Origin of the sequence: Alkalicoccus urumqiensis, assembly GCF_002993335.1 — a bacterium.
GTDB lineage: Bacteria > Bacillota > Bacilli > Bacillales > Salisediminibacteriaceae > Alkalicoccus > Alkalicoccus urumqiensis.
Window position 1 is genome coordinate 73823 of the sequence record NZ_PVNS01000004.1, and the last position, 16820, is coordinate 90642.

The window sequence follows — 16820 nt, forward strand, 5'->3', positions numbered from 1 at the left end:
CTCCTCTCTTTATTAAAGCAGGTTGCCGAGCGGTCCCAGATCGATGTTCAGATCGTCTTTTGTGAGACCGAAATACTCCTGCAGTTCTTCCATTTTGCTTTCAAGTTCCCAGAGTGCTTCACCGAGCCGCTCCACTTCTTCATCCGAAAGACTGCCGCTTTCCACACGGCGCATCGCCTGACGTTCAACCAGTTCGCGGACAAGTTCAATGACGGTGAGAACGAGCTGGGCAAGGCCGTCCTGGGCATTTTCAGAATCAAATGCGATGCGGCTGGAATTATCCCGCTGCTCAACGGCTCCCTGCTGTGGTGTGAGACTGCTCATGGTAATCTTCCTCCCTTGATTGGATTAATGTTTCGACAGAGGTCAGCAGAATGCGCAGATCCAGATAGACAAGATCGATCCCGGCAACAGAAATAACAATGTCCCCTTTTATGGCCACTCCTTTATCCAGAACGCAGTCAAGAACATCGACGAGGGATGTTTCCTGATCCGGATTCAGTTCCCGCATACTCATTGCCTCCCTCCTTCCCTTGCAGATTATGTAGTTTCAGCCGCAGCAAAATGATACGGAGGCCATGGTCCGGACACTTCAACGATCAATCCACGCCCCAGCTTTTCTTCTTCTTCTTTAAACGCTTTGATTCTCGAGGCAGCTTCGTTGAGCTGTTCTTCTCCATAGAAAAGAAACACATCGTTCGCAGCCATTTCTTCTCTTCGTCCGCTCACCTGCTTTTCCCACGTTTTTTTTCTCTCAGCTTTTTCAGCACACGACGCGACTGCATGAAACAGCTCCGATGCACGCTCCTCTGCTTCCTGTTCAGCACGTGCCCGGAGATCCTGCTGCAGCTTTTTCCGTGCAAAAAACTGCTTTCCTTTGGAGAGCCCGGCGATGGATTCTTCCATTTCTCTTGCGGAATCAGCATGATTCATCCATGTTTCCACATGCAGAAACAACTTGACTTTCCATTCCTCTCTGCCGTCAACTTCCTTCAGCCTGGACTGCAGATACGATTCTTTTTCTTCCGGAAGCAGCGGCTTCGATGCAAATACGGTTCCAAAAGACACCGGCAGGACAGGAACATTCTCGAAGATTTTCTGCACCACCTGATGATGATGCGCCGCTTTTTCCTGGACCCACACCGGCTCTTCCACTTTCTCCTGCAGGCGTTCAGGTTGAAATTCCTCCGCATCCACCTCCGTTGCAGCTGCAAAGAGCTCTCCTTCGCTCACAAATTGGACGGGCTCGCCGTCTATACCGGGGTAAACAAACGCTTCCTCCGGTTTTCTATTCGTATAGCCATACACATACCAGCTTTTCACGATTCTTCCCCTTTCGCCTGACGATACCGCTCCAGAAGCACTTCCTCCTGCTCATCGTATTCTTCTTCCGACAATGTGCCTTCGTCCAGCTGCAGCTGAAGAAGCGCGAGCTGCCGCTGAATTTCTTTTGGGTCATAATATTGGCGGTCGGCTTCTTCTTTTACTTTCCTCGCTGCAAACACAACGGTATCGAGCGGCCAAGTAAATAATTTCCCAATCATCAGCGGCCTGCTTTCATCTGAATATCCACAAAATTAAACGGCGGCCACGGACCGGTATAGGTAAATGAGAGTTTTTCTTTCCACTCATCGTGGAGCCGGTTCACTTCTTCATCGAACGCTTCCTCATTTTCCTCATGAACGAGAAAGGAAGCATTCATCACCATTTTCTCATGCATGAGATCATTCGATTTCACGCTGTCCGCAATTTTAGATAGAGGTTTAAAAAAGGACTGCTGAATGTTTTCGTGAAGCTCTTTCATAAAAGCAGCGGAAGCCTCTCCAGCTTCCAGACGCTCCCCAAAATGAAGCTGTCCTTTTTTCTGCTGTTTTGCCTTAATATTTTTCAGTACCGGCGAACGGGAAGCAAGCTCCCGAAGATACGTTTCATCTGCCGTAAGCCGGAGGCCGACTTCCATCCGGTTTTCAAGCTTCGGAAACATTTTTTCCGCCTGCGGCCGCAGTGTGGTCAGCAGTTTTTTGACGTCTTTTTTCTCCTGAAGCACGGTACCGAAACTCATCGGCAGAAACGTTTCCCGCGTGTGGGCTTCACTCGTGATTTTCTGATGTGTGCGGGCATTTTTCCGGCTTGGATCAAACGACGTTTCGTTCACGTCCGCTACCACCGCTGCCATTTGATTCGTCTCAATGGGAAGCACCCGGTAGGACTTGCCGTTCAATTCTGCGTGCGGCCAGTTCTCCCCGCCGTTTCCACGGATAATTCCGAATACATAGTACGCCATGAGCGCCTTCCTCCTTAAGCTTCTTCTTCCTCTTCTTCCTCATGCAGATCTGTGGACGTGCGCTGACGCAGTCCTGTCCGGTGAAAGGAAGTCACTTCTCCTTTACTGTTTACCCGGACGAGGTAGGATCCGACGATCTGGTCACGCCCGTAACGGCGCATGTAATCTTTTTCCTCCACTACTTCCGTTCCTACTTCCCAGTAGTTCCCCTTGTTGGCAACAGACGTAAATCGCAGTACCGGTGCCACGTTCTCGTTCATAAACTCGCGCACTTCTTTCATCATTTCCTGGGGTTTCATGCCATCCCTCCTCAGTTAGTTTTTCGTTCATAAAAGAAAGCGGGAAAGGCCGGAAGCATCCATTTCGGTGCTTCCGGCTTCCCGTCATTATCAGGCGAAGTTCAGCTGTTCGCGTCCACCGGAGGAACCGTCTTCAATTTCACCCTGGACTTCATCCCTTAACAGTCCGACTGCTTCGGCATACCGAAGCCATGTATCAACACTCGCAATAACAACCCGTGCTTCGATGGTAATCAGCTCGATCCCCACCAGAGAAATGCGGGCATAGAGATCGATAACAATCCCTTTGTCCAAAATGCGGTCAATAACATCTGCCAGACTGGATGAATCCGTACTCTTTTGAATAGCCATCTAATCATTCCTTCCTTCTAAGGTTTTTTAATATAGGAAGCTCCTTTAATGGAGCTGGCCCCCTTCACATTGGCATACCCTTTAATATCGGCAGCCTTCTTAATACCATCTGAACTGCTTCCACCTGAAGCGTTGGTCAAAGCATTATCCTGCAGCTCTTCTTTCATGTTCTTTCCCTGTCTCTGAAGTTCTTCTTTCGCTTCTGAAGCCCGCTCTTTCGCCTTTTCTTTCGTTTCCTTCAATTTGTCGCCGGCTTCAGAAAAGCTCTCTTCGAACTCTTCCTTTTTTTCTTTCGCATGGGAAAACTTATCGTAAAGATCTTTTGCTGTCTCGCCTGCCTCAACCGCTTCTTCACCTTTTGGGAGGTTCTCTGCGGCATCTTTCCCCGCATCTGTAAAATCGTCTTTCAACGAAGAGGCCTTATCTTTAATTTTCTTTTTCAAGGATGGATCATCCGTCATCGTCGTCACCCTCCCCGCTCAGTCGTCCGAAAAAGAAGCTGTCCACTTTATCAATCCGGCCGCGCCAGAGCACGCCTTCATCGGACGGAAGCGGCCGGCCTTCAATATCAAAGAACTGGGCATCCGCAAGATGGATAAAATGTACATCTGCATCATCTGCCGCACCGGTATCTTCGGCCGCCTTTTTTAAAAGCTCTCCGGGTGCACCTTCAAATTCTTCTGCCAGGTGCTCCAGATACTCGGAAGCACCGATCATTTCACCGCTTATTAACAGCCCCTGCATATGAAGGGTAATGGATGGAGTTTCCTCGTCATCGCCATTTAGACTCGAGACAACCCGCTGCAGCAGTACATCTTCACTCACGGATACCACCTCCTACGATGATTTTTTACGAACGGTCGTTTTCCGGCTTCTCGCGCTCTGTCCTCTTCCCGGCGAGGAAGAACCGGTGGAAGAAAGCTTGTCCAGCTTTTTTTCCATGGATTCCAGGCGCTTTTTCAATTCTTCATTCTCTTTTTCGAGCTCTTTTTCCCGTCCGGAGGCTTTCTTTGACGATTTCTGGCTGGACTCTTCCGAATCGGCTTCTTCCTCTGTATTTTCTGATGAACTGAATGAATCTCGGATCCGGCTCACTTTCTCGCCGGCGCTCTCTTTCCATTTCGCAGTTGCACCTTTTACTTTATCGCCGGTGTTCCTGCTTCTTTCTTTTACGTTATCCGACGTTTCTCTACTTTTTTCTTTTAGATTATCCGTAGTTTCTCTGCTTTTCTCTTTCAGATTATTCGTCGTCTCACGCCCTTTTTCTTTGAGCCCGCCGCCTTCTATATTCAATAATTTTTCGCGGATCGCCTCGCGCTTTCCCGGAGATAGATAATAACCGACGGCTCCGCCGATTAACGCTCCGGAAACCGTGTTTGAAACAGTTCGGGTTTTAGCCATTAAGAATCCTCCTTATCGTTCTGCTTTTCTTCGAGAAGCTGCTCCATCATTCTTTCCAGCCGGTCCAGGCGTTCATTCACATCGTCACGGTTGTCTTCTGAACTGTTCTCTTCCTGATGACCGCCGGGGAGAAGCCTGCTGAGCATACCACCCTGCTGCTCCTGACGGGACTGGAGTACATGGTACGCCTGCATCGCGGCTGCAGCCGCTGCTTCGGATGTGACTGCCTTAATAAATAATTTTCTGGCCCCGGATGAACTGGACAACAGGCCGCTCAGCCCGCCGAGAGCTGCTCCTGCTGCGATGTACGTTTTTTCCTGACGGGAGTAATCATCTTTCGCTCTATCTGCCATGCCTCCGCTCCTTTCTGAATTTCCCATTTCTCTTTCCATACCTTTAAATACTGGTTATTAATCTTTTTTTTTCAGAAATAAGAAAATAGCCTGCTTCTCCACATGGAAAAACAGGCTCAGGGCGTATGCTTCATGAAGAGAATAATCGCTATACCCCTACTTTTGACTTATATTGAACTTTGAATACGGATGGCTGCCTGAATCAGATGACAGCGGCCGGTGTGTTTTTCCCCTTCCACACGGTCTGCTTCCCCGTAGTAAAAGTGAAGAACGTGATGATCCCTGATCCATGTAAGAATATCTTCCGGATCATAAAGCAGACCGGCGTCCGGCGGTCCGCCGGTTCCATAATCGAGCTGATCTTCCGAATACACTTCCAGAAGTACGACACCACCCGGACGCACGGAAGCAAGTATATTCCGCATCATCCATGCCTGCGATGATTTCGGTACATGGCCGAAGACCATGATGGCATGGTCAAACGACTCCCGCTCCGGAGCCTCCAGCGTTAAGTCCATTTTTTTCACGTCAATCTCAAGACCGCGATCACCAGCCAGAGCAGATGCTTTTTCAAGACCTGTATCTGCGTTGTCCAGAGCGGTCACGGTAAGCCCCCGTTCTGCAAGGAATACTGCATTTCTCCCTTCCCCTTCCGCAAAACAGGCGACCGTTCCCTGCTCCAGAAGGGAAGCTTTCTCCTTAATGAAGACGTTCGCTTCTTTTCCATATACATACGTCTCTCCGGAAAATCGTTCGTTCCATATTGTCATTGTATCCACCTGCATTCTTTTGTTGATTATCATCGTCGATGCTTATCCCTGATCTGTTCTTTTTGACGCATATTTATGTTCATACATCTGCTTATCCACCGCTTTGTACATCATTTCCTGTGTAATCCCGGGCTGCCACGTCTTAGTCCCCCAGCTGAATGTAAGGCGGCTTAGAAACGGATCCTTCTGCTTAAGCAGAAGCTGGCCCAGCTCCTGAACTTTTTTCTCCGGATAAACAGCTGTATCCTCCAGAACGATCATAAATTCATCCCCGCCGAGGCGGGAGACGAGTGCCTTTTTGGAAAACACCGTTTTTAAGAGTCCGGCAAAGCGGATGAGCAGCTCATCGCCTTTATCATGCCCGTACGTATCGTTGATTTCCTTAAAATGATTTAAATCGATCAGGATGACTTGAAACGGCTTCTGCAGTTCCAGCAGATTGGCAGTATGCAGGTCATAGCTTTTCCGGTTATAAAGACGGGTCAGAAAATCTTCTTCCGAGGAGGAGGATTCCAGAAAGACGTAGGCTACCAGAATGCCCAGAGCCGTTGAGGTCCAGGAGAAATAAAGCTTGGAATCAAACAGCTGCACGATCATTCCTGCAATCGGAAGCGCAAAAAACAGCAGAAAAATATTCACCACGTACTGATTCGTTTTTTTGTGATGCTTTGTGATGAAAAAGAACATATAAATATACATAGATGCCAGTACAACATAGTGGACTTCTTTAAAATCTCCGCTGGAGTAACTGTTCGTTACCGCATCCACCGTAAAATAGAGCGGATAAAAGACATTGACCAGAAGGATAAGAGCGGTCAAAACAGAGGCATGCTGGTAATACCCTTTCTTTTTCAGACGGGCAGGGCTCCGGAACAGCCGGTAGTCCACGTAGCTGAGCAGCAGACCGCCGAGAATCGGGCCCATCATGAAAAGCAGTACATTGGTGCCGTATTCAAGGGTGAACGCACCAAAAAACTGCTTTCCATCAAATATCCAGGTGAGCGGTTCAATAATGATGGCAGCGGCACTTGCGGCCATGACAGCTTTCAGCAGCTGCTTGCCCGTCGACTTGACTTTAGCCTGAGTTTTCATAATTAAGTACAAAACGAGCAGGATCATGAGCGCAAATATGTTTATTTGAAACTGAACCGCATAATCCATTACGGAACGCCCCTGTCTTTTTTAAATTTTCAGAAAGTTATTTTCTTTATTATAGCAGGAGAAAGACTGGTTTAATAGTCCTATATACTTTTTTTGTTCAATATTCTTTGGATATGCCTCGAATACATGACACAGAACGCTTTCTTTCATTCCGGTCACTTGGCTGATCTGCACGATCTTCCTGCTGAGCGGGGCTGAAGCTTCCTCTACAAAACCGGCCTCTGTACTCTTCTTCACGATCCAGTTATCGTATTCCCAATGCGCGGGGCGGCCCAAATAAGTGATGCCTTTTTCGATGAGCGGCGCTTTTCGAAAAGACTGCTGACTTGCTTCTGTTTATGAAGAAATGGACATGGATCTACAACTTCTTTCGATAATGCGCAGTTTAGAACTGATTTTCTCCTATTTTTCAACAAAAAACGCACTCCGCTTCTTCCATGTTGGAAGCGGAGTGCGCTGGAAACGATCGTTATTTGGACTGACCTTCTTTTACCCATTCTGCAACAGTAACGGTGCGGAGTGCCTGATGCTTCACGGCATCTTCAACATCGTCTGCCATTTTTCCGTCCTGGCCGACCGTTACGCTTGTACCATACGGGTTACCGCCTGCGGCGAAAAGAACTGGATCGGTATAACCCGGAGCTGCAATAATCGCACCCCAGTGCATCATGGACGTATACAGTGCAAGAATCGTTGCTTCCTGACCACCGTGCACGTTCTGTGCAGAAGACATAGCGCTTACGACTTTGTTAATCGTTTTGCCTTCACCCCAGATAGCACCCTGCGTATCAAGAAACTGCTTCATCTGGGAAGATACGTTACCGAACCGCGTCGGTGTGCTGAAGATAATTGCATCTGCCCACTCTACGTCGTCTGATGTTACGACCGGCACGTCTTTCGTTGCGTTTACCGTGTTATTCCAAGCTTCGTTTCCTTCAATAACCGACTGTGGTGCAAGTTCTTCTACTTTCAACACACGGACGTCCGCTCCTGCTGCTTCAGCGCCTTCGCCTGCCCATTTTGCAAGCTGATAGTTTGTACCGCCCATGCTGTAAAATACTACTGCTACGTTTACCTTTGCCATATTATCCGACTCCTTTGAATTTGATGTAGAGAATAGCTTTGATAGAAACCCCATTGTTCACCGCTCCTGTGCCTTTCGTCGTTCAGGCCGAATGATTTCCTGATGAAAACCGGCGGACCGCACCCTCCTTCACTTAACTTTTTAAAGTAACTTTCTACATGTTTCATCCTAACACATCATTTATCTCGAAATCAATCTATTTTAAATTAAAAATTTTTAATTCGAGATATTCTTCTCCGTAAGTGGCGGGAGAGATGCTTCCACCTGCTTTCGTTCCGGCTCCAGCCAGGATGGGAGCATGAGTGATTTTCCAAGACGGTACTCCGGTTCATCCACTAAAAATCCCGGTGCGTCCGTCGCGATTTCAAACAGAACTCCGCCGGGGACCCGGAAGTAGACGGCCTGAAAGTATTGACGCTCCCGAACCGGAGTAACGTAGACGCCGGACTGCTCTACTTTTTTCTTCCATCCACCCTGCACCTTATCATCTGCTGCCCGCCACGCCACATGGTGGATCGTCCCTGGCCCGTCCTCTCCCCGCTCTACTGCTGTCTGCAGCACATCCACGCAGGTAAAATCGCCTCCCGTCGCGTAGCGCACAAAAGAATCGTCTGCATCTTTTCGTGTCCAGTGCAGAATCTCTGTGAAAAAGGTGTCTGTTTTCTCCGGCGCAGTGGATAACAGGAGAACGCCTGCGATCCCGGTAATCGCTGTTCGTTCCGCTTTCTCTGCGGCACTGCCCCGCTCCACCAGTTCCAGCGGAATACCGTCAGGATCATCAAACACAACATACGAATCATTAAACCGGCGTTTTCTATCCGTTTCTACACCCGCCGCCTGCAGCCGCTTCTCCCAGAAACCCAGTGAACCTTCCGGAACTGCAAATGTAATCACCGCTGCCTGGCCGCCTCCCGGAATTCCCGGATTTGCCTTCTCCCACGGAAAGAATGTAATGATCGTGCCCGGTTCTCCTGTCTGATTTCCGTAATAGAGATGATAGACGGATGGATCGTCAAAATTAACAGTTTTCTTCACCATCCTGAGACCGAGCACATTCTCGTAAAACGCTGCGTTCACCCCGGCCTTTCCGGCAATTGCTGTAATATGATGAATGCTGTTCATGCTGTGTCCCCTCCTTTATTTTTAATTCATTTATTCTTAATTAGAGATATTTATCGAAAAAAATTAGAGACTGCCGGCGTGCATCCCTAATTTTTTCATCAGTTCAATCAAACTTGTCTTCTCATCCTCCGTTACGCCGCCGAGAACGTCATGCATCCGCTGCCGGTGCTTCGGGAAAATCTCATTCATGAGATCCGTTCCTTCCTCCGTCAGAGAAGCATAGGTCACCCTCCGGTCAGTCGGACACGGACGGCGGCTTAAATACGCTTTTTTCTCCAGTTTATCAACGACATAGGTTATGCTGCTGCTGGCAATCAGCACTTTTCCGCCAATCTTCTGAATCGGCTGCTCTCCTTTATGATACAGGAGCTCAAGCACAGCAAATTCCGTCGGATTCAGGCCGTGCTGACGGATATCTTCTTCCGCCTGCTTTTTCACTGCCTGTGCAGCACGTGTCAGAACAGTAAATGTCTTGAGCGACAGTTCTTCTGCCTCCTGCTCCTCTCTGCTCATGCAGCTCCCTCCTTTTTATCTCGAATTCGAGATAAGTATACTCCTCCAGAACCGGACTGTCAAATTGCATACCTTCTCTTAATGAACCATTACCCTTTAAAGTTATCTAATGACAAATAAGTAGAGGAAAGCTAAAAAAGATGCAGGATATATGCCTTTGATAAGGCAGATCGGCCGTTGTCACCTTATTCTGGATGAATTTTGGAATGCTCTATTTCGGCAGAAAATAACGACGGTCATGTTTCTCATTTCGCTGAAAGGGAAAGGCATCTGATGAGGATACAATGAACGAAGGAGGTTTTCTCATGTACGATATTATTATCGCAGGTGCCGGACCGGCAGGAGCAAGTGCTGCCTTGTTTGCAGCCAAAGCCGGAAAGAAAACACTCGTAATCGACAGCGACCAGAGCATGACGAAAAAGGCGTGGATCGAAAACCATTACGGGCGGGATAAAATTTCCGGACCGGACCTCGTTGAAACAGGCCTGGCGCAGATGAAAAAATTTGGAGCAGAGCATCGTCAGGCGAAAGTGCTGTCTATTGATTCGACAGACACCGGAGCTTCTGTCACGACGGAAGAAGAAACCATCGAAGCGAAACACGTGCTGCTTGCAACCGGAGCTCTTACCGACACAGCGGAAAAGTCAGGCATTCAGATAAAAGAAGGCCCGGAACCTCGGATTAAACAGGTCGTGGATATTACACCCGAAGGCAGAACGAGTCTCGATCATGTTTGGGCTGCAGGGACGTGCGCCGGGAAAAGTGTCCATACAATCGTCACTTCCGGCCACGGCGCAGAAGTTGCCATTAATATCATCAGCGAGCTGAATGGCGAACGGTACGTGGATCACGACGTATTGAAATAACGAAAAACCTGCGCCGGATGCGGTGCAGGTTTTTTCCGTCTTTCTTCGTTCGTCAAGCCGTGCGGAGAATTTTCTCCATCTTTTTGCCCTTCGCAAGCTCATCAATCAGCTTGTCCATATAACGTATCTCCTGCATGAGCGGGTCTTCAATATTTTCCACACGAACACCGCAGATCACTCCGGTAATCTGTCTTCTCGATTCATTCAATGAAGGAGCTTCCGCAAAAAAGGTTTCCATTGTTACGCGCTGATCCAGCACTTCTTTCAGGTGCGGCTCGGTGTAGCCGGTCAGCCAGTAAATGATTTCATCGACTTCTTCCTTCGTCCGACCTTTCCGTTCTGCTTTGTTCACATAGTGCGGATAGATATCAGCAAACGCCATCTGAAAAATTTTATGTCCCATCTCCGGTGCCTCCTTTTTTTTGATCCGTATATTATAACAGTTTTCACCTGACGTTAATTAAATATCAGCCAGACTACTAACTAATTGATAAACCAGATATTTCATTTGAAATTATTCATCATGAATCCATCTTTGAAATTTTATACAAAACCTTGGTGAATTTATGAATATACATTTTGTTTGTATTTACTTAATTTCGCTTTAATATCAAGCATTTTTTTCCCCATAAGTTCTTTTTTGCTTTGATCATCTTTTACAATTTCTTCAAGTAAATAATCTTTGAACGAATAAAAATCATCTTCGAAATTAAATTTTTTTCCAACCCAATTTTCTATGTAGCTAATTACTTCTTCAGCCTCCATTATTTCTAAAGAAAGCAGTGAAGAGAGACTTACTTCATTACGATCTACAATGCTATACTTATCCGAATCAAAACTGAAAGTCTCTAAGTCACTTTTACACGCATTTAAAAAGTGTAATATATCTTCTTTGTAGCTAACTTCATATGGGAACTCATAGGGCGGAGAGCTATATTTTATCTTATGATAATCATCATCTTCTAAAACAAATGAAGAAAACTCTTCAAATAGGCTTGTTTGTACTTCATGATCTATTGAGTAAGCTTTATTGATTTCTACTATTTGCACTCTCTTCACAAATGTATCAAAATCTGCCCCATCATCATCAATACTTATATTTTTCGTTATTCTTTCATACACAAGTATTTCTTCGATTTCAGCTATTTTTTGTAAAAAGGCTAAGTTTTTATTTTTGCTATTATTTCCAGTACGGCCCCATCCATTATCCACATTGATTAATCCAGATGATGCTACAGTTTCTAAAAAATAATTAACTTTTCCAGGGTTGAAATCTTCCATTAGATTCTCAGATTGTTGAAGTAAACTGCGATATAGATACAAGATTCTAACTTCATCGGAGTTTAAAATATGGTTTGAAAGCAAGGTTTCAATATAATTATCTATATGAGGATTCAAATGATAATACGATTTGAATTTAATTCCTGATGGATCAAGCTTTAATTGGTGCAGAGAGTTTGTTCTTCTTTTATTTAAAAAGTATCCGTAAGCAGTTGTATTTATAAGATTACTAAAACCAAAATCAACTGCATTAATTACTGCTTCAATAGAGTGTTTGATTTCGTCTTTTTTTCTATCTTCTTCCCTATGTTTCTCCCGTCCAATTGAACGGTCTACTGCCAATTTAGCACCTATGAATGCCGAAAATACTGCTCCCCCAATAGTTAAAGCTTCTACCCCGGTCAACAGTGTATCCTCAGAAAAATAATTGAAGATATGTGTTATGCCAATAGAAATTAATATGTAACCAAATGCTAATATTATAGAGATTGGCACAGTACTTCTTAACCCTTTAAATTCCTCCTTGGTAATTAGTTTTTGATCTTTCAACAAAATCCCCCCTATATGTTCTCTTATCTATAATGAAAGATTATACAGACCACTTCACCACTTGATGCTTCTACGAATTCACATTATTTAGTATCAAGGACCCAGCGTCCTTATCATACTGCCCCCGTTATATCTTCTGGAAAGCCTCTTATAATTAATGAAAAATTGTAGATAAACCTTTTTTGACCAACTATATTTACAATCTAAGGCAGGACATTCCCCTGCTTTCCGCTACACCATCTCCACGAGCCTGGCGACCCTGCCGCCACAGGTACGACATTCTCCTTTCAGTAAGATGCCATAAGCATCGTTCTTCACAGTGAAATTAGTAATAGTCACGGCGTCGGAACAGTTGACACAATAGACATTGGACATAATTTTCTTTCTCGACTCTTTTGGTATGGCAGTCCATTTTTTATACGCTTCCATGATTATTCCTCCATTGTGAACTACTTTTTCTCGAGCCACGTGACACACTCCACATGCGTCGTCTGTGGAAACATATCCACCGGCTGCACTTCTGAAACGCTGTAGCCTCCGGCCGTTAAATACTTCAAATCCCGTGCGAGTGTCGCCGGGTTGCAGGAGACGTAGACGATCCGCTCCGGGTTCATGTCGAGCATCGTATCGAGCAGGGATTCTTCCAGTCCTTTACGCGGGGGATCGACGACGATGACATCGGCTTCCACGCCCTGAGCTTTCCACCATGGCAGCACGCCTTCTGCTTCCCCTACGGCGAATTCGGTGTTCGTCAGGCCGTTTAATTCCGCATTCTTCTTCGCATCGTCCACGGCTTCCGGCACAACTTCCACACCGAGCACCCGGCGTGCATTCCGCGCGAGAAACAGGCTGATTGTTCCGATGCCGCAGTACAGATCGACGACGGTTTCTCTGCCGGTCAGTCCAGCATACTGAAGCGCCTGACTGTACAGCTTTTCTGTCTGCACCGGGTTCACCTGGTAAAACGAACGTGCAGAGATAGCAAAGCGGAGGCCGTCGATGTCGTCGTAGATTTCATCCGCTCCCCACAGGTTCGTCGTTTTCTCCCCGAAAATGACATTGGTCCGCTTCGGATTGACGTTGTGCATAATGCTCTTCACGTTCGGAAAGGCTTCTTTCAGTGCCTGGACGAGGTGCTTTTTGTTCGGAATGCCGGTGCCTTTCGTAACGAGGACGATCATCAGCTCGTCCGTCGATCTCGCATGGCGGATAACGACGTGCCGGAGCTGTCCTTTATGGGTGCGGTCATCGTAGCCGCGGATTCCGTAGTCGGCTGCGAGCTTTTTTACGAGCTGCACGGCCCGATCGGCATCTTCGTGCTGAATGAGGCATTCCTCCATATCGACAATCTGATGGCTCCGCTCGGCGTAGAAACCGGCGACGACCTGCCCGTTCTGCTCTCCGATCGGTACCTGGGATTTGTTGCGGTAGCGCCACGGATTCTCCATCCCGATCGTTGGATGAACCGTAATATCCGTCAGCCCGCCGATCCGTGCCATCACCTGCTTGACCTGATCCTGCTTGTACTGCAGCTGGCCTTCATAGCTCAGATGCTGCAGCTGGCAGCCCCCGCAGCGCTGAAAGATCGGGCATGGCGGCTCCACGCGGTTTTCCGACGCTTCCTCCAGCTCCAGCAGTTTCCCGAAGCCGAAGTTCTTTTTCGTATGAATGACTTTTATTCTGGCACGTTCCCCGGGAAGCGCCTGTTTAATAAACAGAGGGTAGCCGTCTACTTTGGCAACCCCTGCGCCGTCATGCGTTAAATCTTCTATAAAAACATCGATATAATCGTTTTTTTCTACTGGTGGTTTCATCGTTGGAAATCCTCTCTCTCCTGGTATCTTTTCCGATTGTACCATATGGCTGTGCTTGAAAAAATTGCTCAGGCTGTTATGCTGGAAAGGGATAAGACGAGAGAATGAGGTGGCATGATGGCAACGTTAAAACGAAATGACCCCTGTCCATGCGGCAGCGGCAAAAAATACAAAAAATGCTGTTTGAAAAAACTGGAGACCCGCTCCCGGTTTGACCAGCAGGATCAGCGGGATTACAATGAGCTGCTTCCAAACCTGTTCGACTACAGCAAAAAATACGATGCGACGTTAAAACCTGTTTATGATGCGCAGACGCGCGCGTTTTCCGGGCTGTCGATTCCGGACGGGAATGCGTTCTCCCAGCTTTTGTATCACTGGATGCTTTTAAACTGGCAGGCGGACGGAAAACATACCGTCATCGATCAGTATGTCGACGAGTTTGAGAATGCCTACTCGCAGTCTTTTGCTTCGTTTCTTAAAAAATGGAAAGACCTGGAGCCGCGCTTTTTCTATGTCGCGCACGCCGATGCCGAGTACATGGCGTTAAAAGATCTGTGGTCCGGGAAAACGCAGACGATTTTAAAAACACCGGTGGCGGATAAAATCGAGGCCGGTGAATACGTGATCGGCTATCTGTATCCATCGCCGGAAGGACCGGCGCTCGGCTCCGATGCCGTCGATCTGCCGTCAAAACTTGGTCTGGCGTTTTACGAAGAAATGAAAAAAGCCGGCGCGGTAAAGCAGAAGCATTTCACGAAACACTTCGACCACCTGCTTCCGCTCCTTGCCGTTCTCGTGCAGTACGGTACCACGTTCAAGCAGGAAGAATCGTATGAGGAAATCCTTGAACTCATCCAGCTCGATTCGAGACGGTCCGCCATTGCCGGCGCTGTAGCTCTCCGCCGCTACCTCGCTGCCAAAAAGCCGCGTATGACCAAAAAGGAAGGCTTCGCCGCAGCGGTTCACTACTGGGCGGCTCAGATGCTTCCGGACGAAGAAGCGCAGTCGCAGAAAGCTGTAGCTGAAACGTACGGAGTGTCCTCAAGCGCCGTTTCGTCGAAATTTAAACAGATGAAAGAACTTTCCTAAAACGAACAGGGCAGCCAAGATGCGGCTGCCCTGCTTTTTTTATCCGGTATGCTTTTCTGCAGCGTGGAGGTTTGCATAGTGTCCTCTCTTTTCCAGAAGTTCCTGGTGGGTGCCCTGCTCCTCAATGCCGCTTTTCGTAACGACGATAATCCGGTCGGCGTGACGGATCGTTGCCAGCCGGTGTGCAATGATGAGCGTCGTCCTTCCTTTAGATAGCTCCCGGAGCGAACGTTGAATCGACGCTTCCGTTTCCGTATCAAGGGCAGACGTCGCTTCGTCCAGAATGAGAATCGGCGGGTTCTTCAAAAACATCCGCGCGATCGACAACCGCTGCTTCTGTCCGCCGGATAACTTCACACCGCGCTCGCCGACAACGGTGTCCAGTCCGTCCGGAAGCTCCTCGATGAAAGCGCCGAGCTCGGCACGGTGCGCAGCTTCCAGGATTGCCTCCTCTCCTGCGTCCAGATCCCCATATCCGATATTCTCACGGAGCGTTCCAGAGAATAGGAACACATCCTGCTGAACGATGCCGATATGTTTCCGGAGCGAGGACAGTTCAATCTCCCGTATATCTTCCCCATCGACGCGGACCGCGCCTTCATTAACGTCATAAAAACGCGGCAGCAGGCTGCAGAGCGTCGTTTTCCCTGCCCCGGATGGTCCGACAAATGCGGCGGTCTCCCCGGGTTCTATCGTTAAGTTGATCCGGTTCAGCACGGGGGCACTGCTGTCATAGCCGAATGTCACGTTTTCATATGTCACACGGCCATCTGCCGCAGTGAGCGTTTTCGCTTCCGGATGATTTTGAATGTCCGGTTCAGTGTCTAAAATGGCCAGAAATCGTTTGAACCCGGCGTAGCCTTTTGGATAGCTCTCGATGATGGCGTTGATTTTCTCAATCGGCCGGAAAAATACATTCGTCAAAAGGATGAATGCCATGAAATCGCCGATCGAAAGCGATCCCTGGACGATAAAATATGCGCCGCAGAGCAGGACGAACAGTGTCATGATCCGCATCATCATGTAGCTTAGCGAGTTATTGATGCCCATAATTCGGTAGGAGCGGATCTTGGCTTCCTTAAATCGTTCATTGTCCACCTGAAACAGGTTTTTCTCGTGACGCTCGTTTCCGAACGCCTGCACGAGACGGATCCCGCCGATCGTGTCCTCCACCCGGGCGTTAAAGTCAGCCATCCGGACAAACATCGTCCGCATCGCATCGGACATTTTTCGATTGCAGTACACGACGATAAAGACGAGGACCGGCACAACGAGAAACGTCAGCACAGCAAGCTCCACATTGATATAGAGCATGACGAAAAACGATCCGATGAGTGTCATGAGCGCAATGAAGATATCTTCCGGACCGTGGTGGGCGACCTCGCCGATTTCGAAAAGGTCGTTGGTCAGGTTGGAAAGCAGGTGGCCGGTTTTGTTGTTATCGTGGTAGGTAAACGAGAGCTTCTGAACGTGCTCAAACAACTCCCGGCGCATATCCGTTTCGATGTTGATCCCGAGCCGGTGCCCCCAGTAGGTGACAACATAGTGGGCTCCTGAATTGATGACGTAGACGGCAAATAACGCCGCACTGGCGCTGACGACGAGCATAAGGCTCTCCTCGGGGAGAAGCGTGTCCACCACGTAATTCACGATCAGTGGAAAAGCAAGCTCCAGCAGCGCCACGAAAACGGCGCAGATAAATGTAAGTGTAAACAGCCGCTTATACGGTCGGTAATAGCGGAAAAATCGCTTCAGCATATGTATCTCCTCCAACTTCTACATCGTTTAGTTTAGCAGAAGGTGGAAAAGAAAAACAGGTTAAATGAGAATTGTTATCAACTTTTCGACCCGCAGACGCTGCTGGATCCGGAACAGGTGCTATG

General features: G+C 47.9%; 22 protein-coding genes. 2 read left to right on the forward strand and 20 right to left on the reverse strand.

Going from position 1 to position 16820, the window contains the following annotated elements:
- Positions 1-12: 12 nt before the first annotated feature.
- The 16 genes from C6I21_RS05070 to C6I21_RS05150 form a co-directional block, all read right to left on the reverse strand.
- Positions 13-324, reverse strand: a complete 312-nt coding sequence (locus C6I21_RS05070) for a gas vesicle protein K (RefSeq protein WP_105958370.1) — start codon at positions 322-324, stop codon at positions 13-15.
- A complete protein-coding gene (locus C6I21_RS05075) occupies positions 290-517 on the reverse strand; it encodes a gas vesicle protein (protein WP_105958371.1) in 228 nt (75 codons plus the stop codon). Before C6I21_RS05075 ends, C6I21_RS05070 begins: the two co-directional genes overlap by 35 nt.
- A 23-nt stretch (positions 518-540) precedes the next feature.
- A complete protein-coding gene (locus tag C6I21_RS05080) occupies positions 541-1323 on the reverse strand; it encodes a GvpL/GvpF family gas vesicle protein (protein WP_181186110.1) in 783 nt (260 codons plus the stop codon).
- Positions 1320-1544 carry a gas vesicle protein GvpG gene (locus C6I21_RS05085; protein WP_105958373.1) on the reverse strand — a complete coding sequence of 75 codons (225 nt, stop codon included), beginning with the start codon at positions 1542-1544 and terminating at the stop codon, positions 1320-1322. Before C6I21_RS05085 ends, C6I21_RS05080 begins: the two co-directional genes overlap by 4 nt.
- On the reverse strand, positions 1544-2284 hold the full coding sequence (locus C6I21_RS05090) for a GvpL/GvpF family gas vesicle protein (protein ID WP_105958374.1): 741 nt from the start codon (positions 2282-2284) through the stop codon (positions 1544-1546). Before C6I21_RS05090 ends, C6I21_RS05085 begins: the two co-directional genes overlap by 1 nt.
- Positions 2285-2298: 14 nt before the next feature.
- Positions 2299-2583, reverse strand: coding sequence for a gas vesicle protein GvpO (locus C6I21_RS05095; protein ID WP_105958375.1), 285 nt, complete (start codon positions 2581-2583; stop codon positions 2299-2301).
- Positions 2584-2673: 90 nt separating this feature from the next.
- Positions 2674-2934: a gas vesicle structural protein GvpA gene (gvpA, locus tag C6I21_RS05100; protein ID WP_105958376.1), complete on the reverse strand. Its 261-nt coding sequence runs from the start codon at positions 2932-2934 to the stop codon at positions 2674-2676.
- A gap of 17 nt (positions 2935-2951) precedes the next feature.
- Complete coding sequence (locus C6I21_RS05105; protein WP_105958377.1) at positions 2952-3395, reverse strand: hypothetical protein; 444 nt, start codon at positions 3393-3395, stop codon at positions 2952-2954.
- Positions 3385-3759, reverse strand: a complete 375-nt coding sequence (gene gvpU, locus C6I21_RS05110; RefSeq protein WP_105958378.1) for a gas vesicle accessory protein GvpU — start codon at positions 3757-3759, stop codon at positions 3385-3387. The genes C6I21_RS05105 and gvpU overlap by 11 nt, the downstream gene beginning before the upstream one ends.
- Positions 3760-3771: 12 nt before the next feature.
- The gene (locus C6I21_RS05115) at positions 3772-4335 is read right to left on the reverse strand and encodes a YtxH domain-containing protein (RefSeq protein ID WP_105958379.1); all 564 of its coding nucleotides are present in this window, start codon (positions 4333-4335) and stop codon (positions 3772-3774) included.
- Positions 4335-4688, reverse strand: a complete 354-nt coding sequence (locus C6I21_RS05120; protein WP_105958380.1) for a hypothetical protein — start codon at positions 4686-4688, stop codon at positions 4335-4337. Before C6I21_RS05120 ends, C6I21_RS05115 begins: the two co-directional genes overlap by 1 nt.
- 167 nt (positions 4689-4855) lie before the next feature.
- Positions 4856-5491, reverse strand: a complete 636-nt coding sequence (locus C6I21_RS05125) for a class I SAM-dependent methyltransferase (RefSeq protein WP_245411543.1) — start codon at positions 5489-5491, stop codon at positions 4856-4858.
- Between the two features lie 9 nt (positions 5492-5500).
- Entirely contained in the window at positions 5501-6619 is a 1119-nt protein-coding gene (locus C6I21_RS05130; protein WP_105958382.1) for a GGDEF domain-containing protein, read from the reverse strand.
- Between the two features lie 469 nt (positions 6620-7088).
- On the reverse strand, positions 7089-7703 hold the full coding sequence (gene wrbA, locus C6I21_RS05140) for an NAD(P)H:quinone oxidoreductase (RefSeq protein ID WP_105958384.1): 615 nt from the start codon (positions 7701-7703) through the stop codon (positions 7089-7091).
- Between the two features lie 216 nt (positions 7704-7919).
- The gene (locus tag C6I21_RS05145; RefSeq protein WP_105958385.1) at positions 7920-8825 is read right to left on the reverse strand and encodes a ring-cleaving dioxygenase; all 906 of its coding nucleotides are present in this window, start codon (positions 8823-8825) and stop codon (positions 7920-7922) included.
- Positions 8826-8888: 63 nt separating this feature from the next.
- The gene (locus tag C6I21_RS05150) at positions 8889-9338 is read right to left on the reverse strand and encodes a MarR family winged helix-turn-helix transcriptional regulator (protein WP_105958386.1); all 450 of its coding nucleotides are present in this window, start codon (positions 9336-9338) and stop codon (positions 8889-8891) included.
- A gap of 305 nt (positions 9339-9643) precedes the next feature.
- Here C6I21_RS05150 and C6I21_RS05155 point away from each other — a divergent pair, with 305 nt between their 5' ends.
- Positions 9644-10204 carry an FAD-dependent oxidoreductase gene (locus C6I21_RS05155; protein ID WP_105958387.1) on the forward strand — a complete coding sequence of 187 codons (561 nt, stop codon included), beginning with the start codon at positions 9644-9646 and terminating at the stop codon, positions 10202-10204.
- 52 nt (positions 10205-10256) lie between these two features.
- Here the strand turns inward: C6I21_RS05155 and C6I21_RS05160 are convergent, their stop codons facing one another.
- The 3 genes from C6I21_RS05160 to rlmD all read right to left on the reverse strand — a co-directional run bounded on the left by C6I21_RS05160 (position 10257) and on the right by rlmD (position 13848).
- Positions 10257-10607: a DUF2200 domain-containing protein gene (locus C6I21_RS05160; RefSeq protein WP_105958388.1), complete on the reverse strand. Its 351-nt coding sequence runs from the start codon at positions 10605-10607 to the stop codon at positions 10257-10259.
- 161 nt (positions 10608-10768) lie between these two features.
- On the reverse strand, positions 10769-12034 hold the full coding sequence (locus C6I21_RS05165) for a hypothetical protein (RefSeq protein ID WP_105958389.1): 1266 nt from the start codon (positions 12032-12034) through the stop codon (positions 10769-10771).
- 449 nt (positions 12035-12483) lie between these two features.
- Positions 12484-13848 carry a 23S rRNA (uracil(1939)-C(5))-methyltransferase RlmD gene (gene rlmD, locus C6I21_RS05175; RefSeq protein ID WP_105958391.1) on the reverse strand — a complete coding sequence of 455 codons (1365 nt, stop codon included), beginning with the start codon at positions 13846-13848 and terminating at the stop codon, positions 12484-12486.
- 117 nt (positions 13849-13965) lie between these two features.
- On the opposite strand from rlmD, the gene C6I21_RS05180 reads away from it, so the two are divergent.
- Positions 13966-14937, forward strand: coding sequence for an SEC-C domain-containing protein (locus tag C6I21_RS05180; RefSeq protein ID WP_280953442.1), 972 nt, complete (start codon positions 13966-13968; stop codon positions 14935-14937).
- A 39-nt stretch (positions 14938-14976) separates the two neighbouring features.
- Here C6I21_RS05180 and C6I21_RS05185 read toward each other — a convergent pair whose 3' ends face one another.
- The gene (locus tag C6I21_RS05185; protein WP_105958393.1) at positions 14977-16695 is read right to left on the reverse strand and encodes an ABC transporter ATP-binding protein; all 1719 of its coding nucleotides are present in this window, start codon (positions 16693-16695) and stop codon (positions 14977-14979) included.
- Positions 16696-16820: the final 125 nt, after the last annotated feature.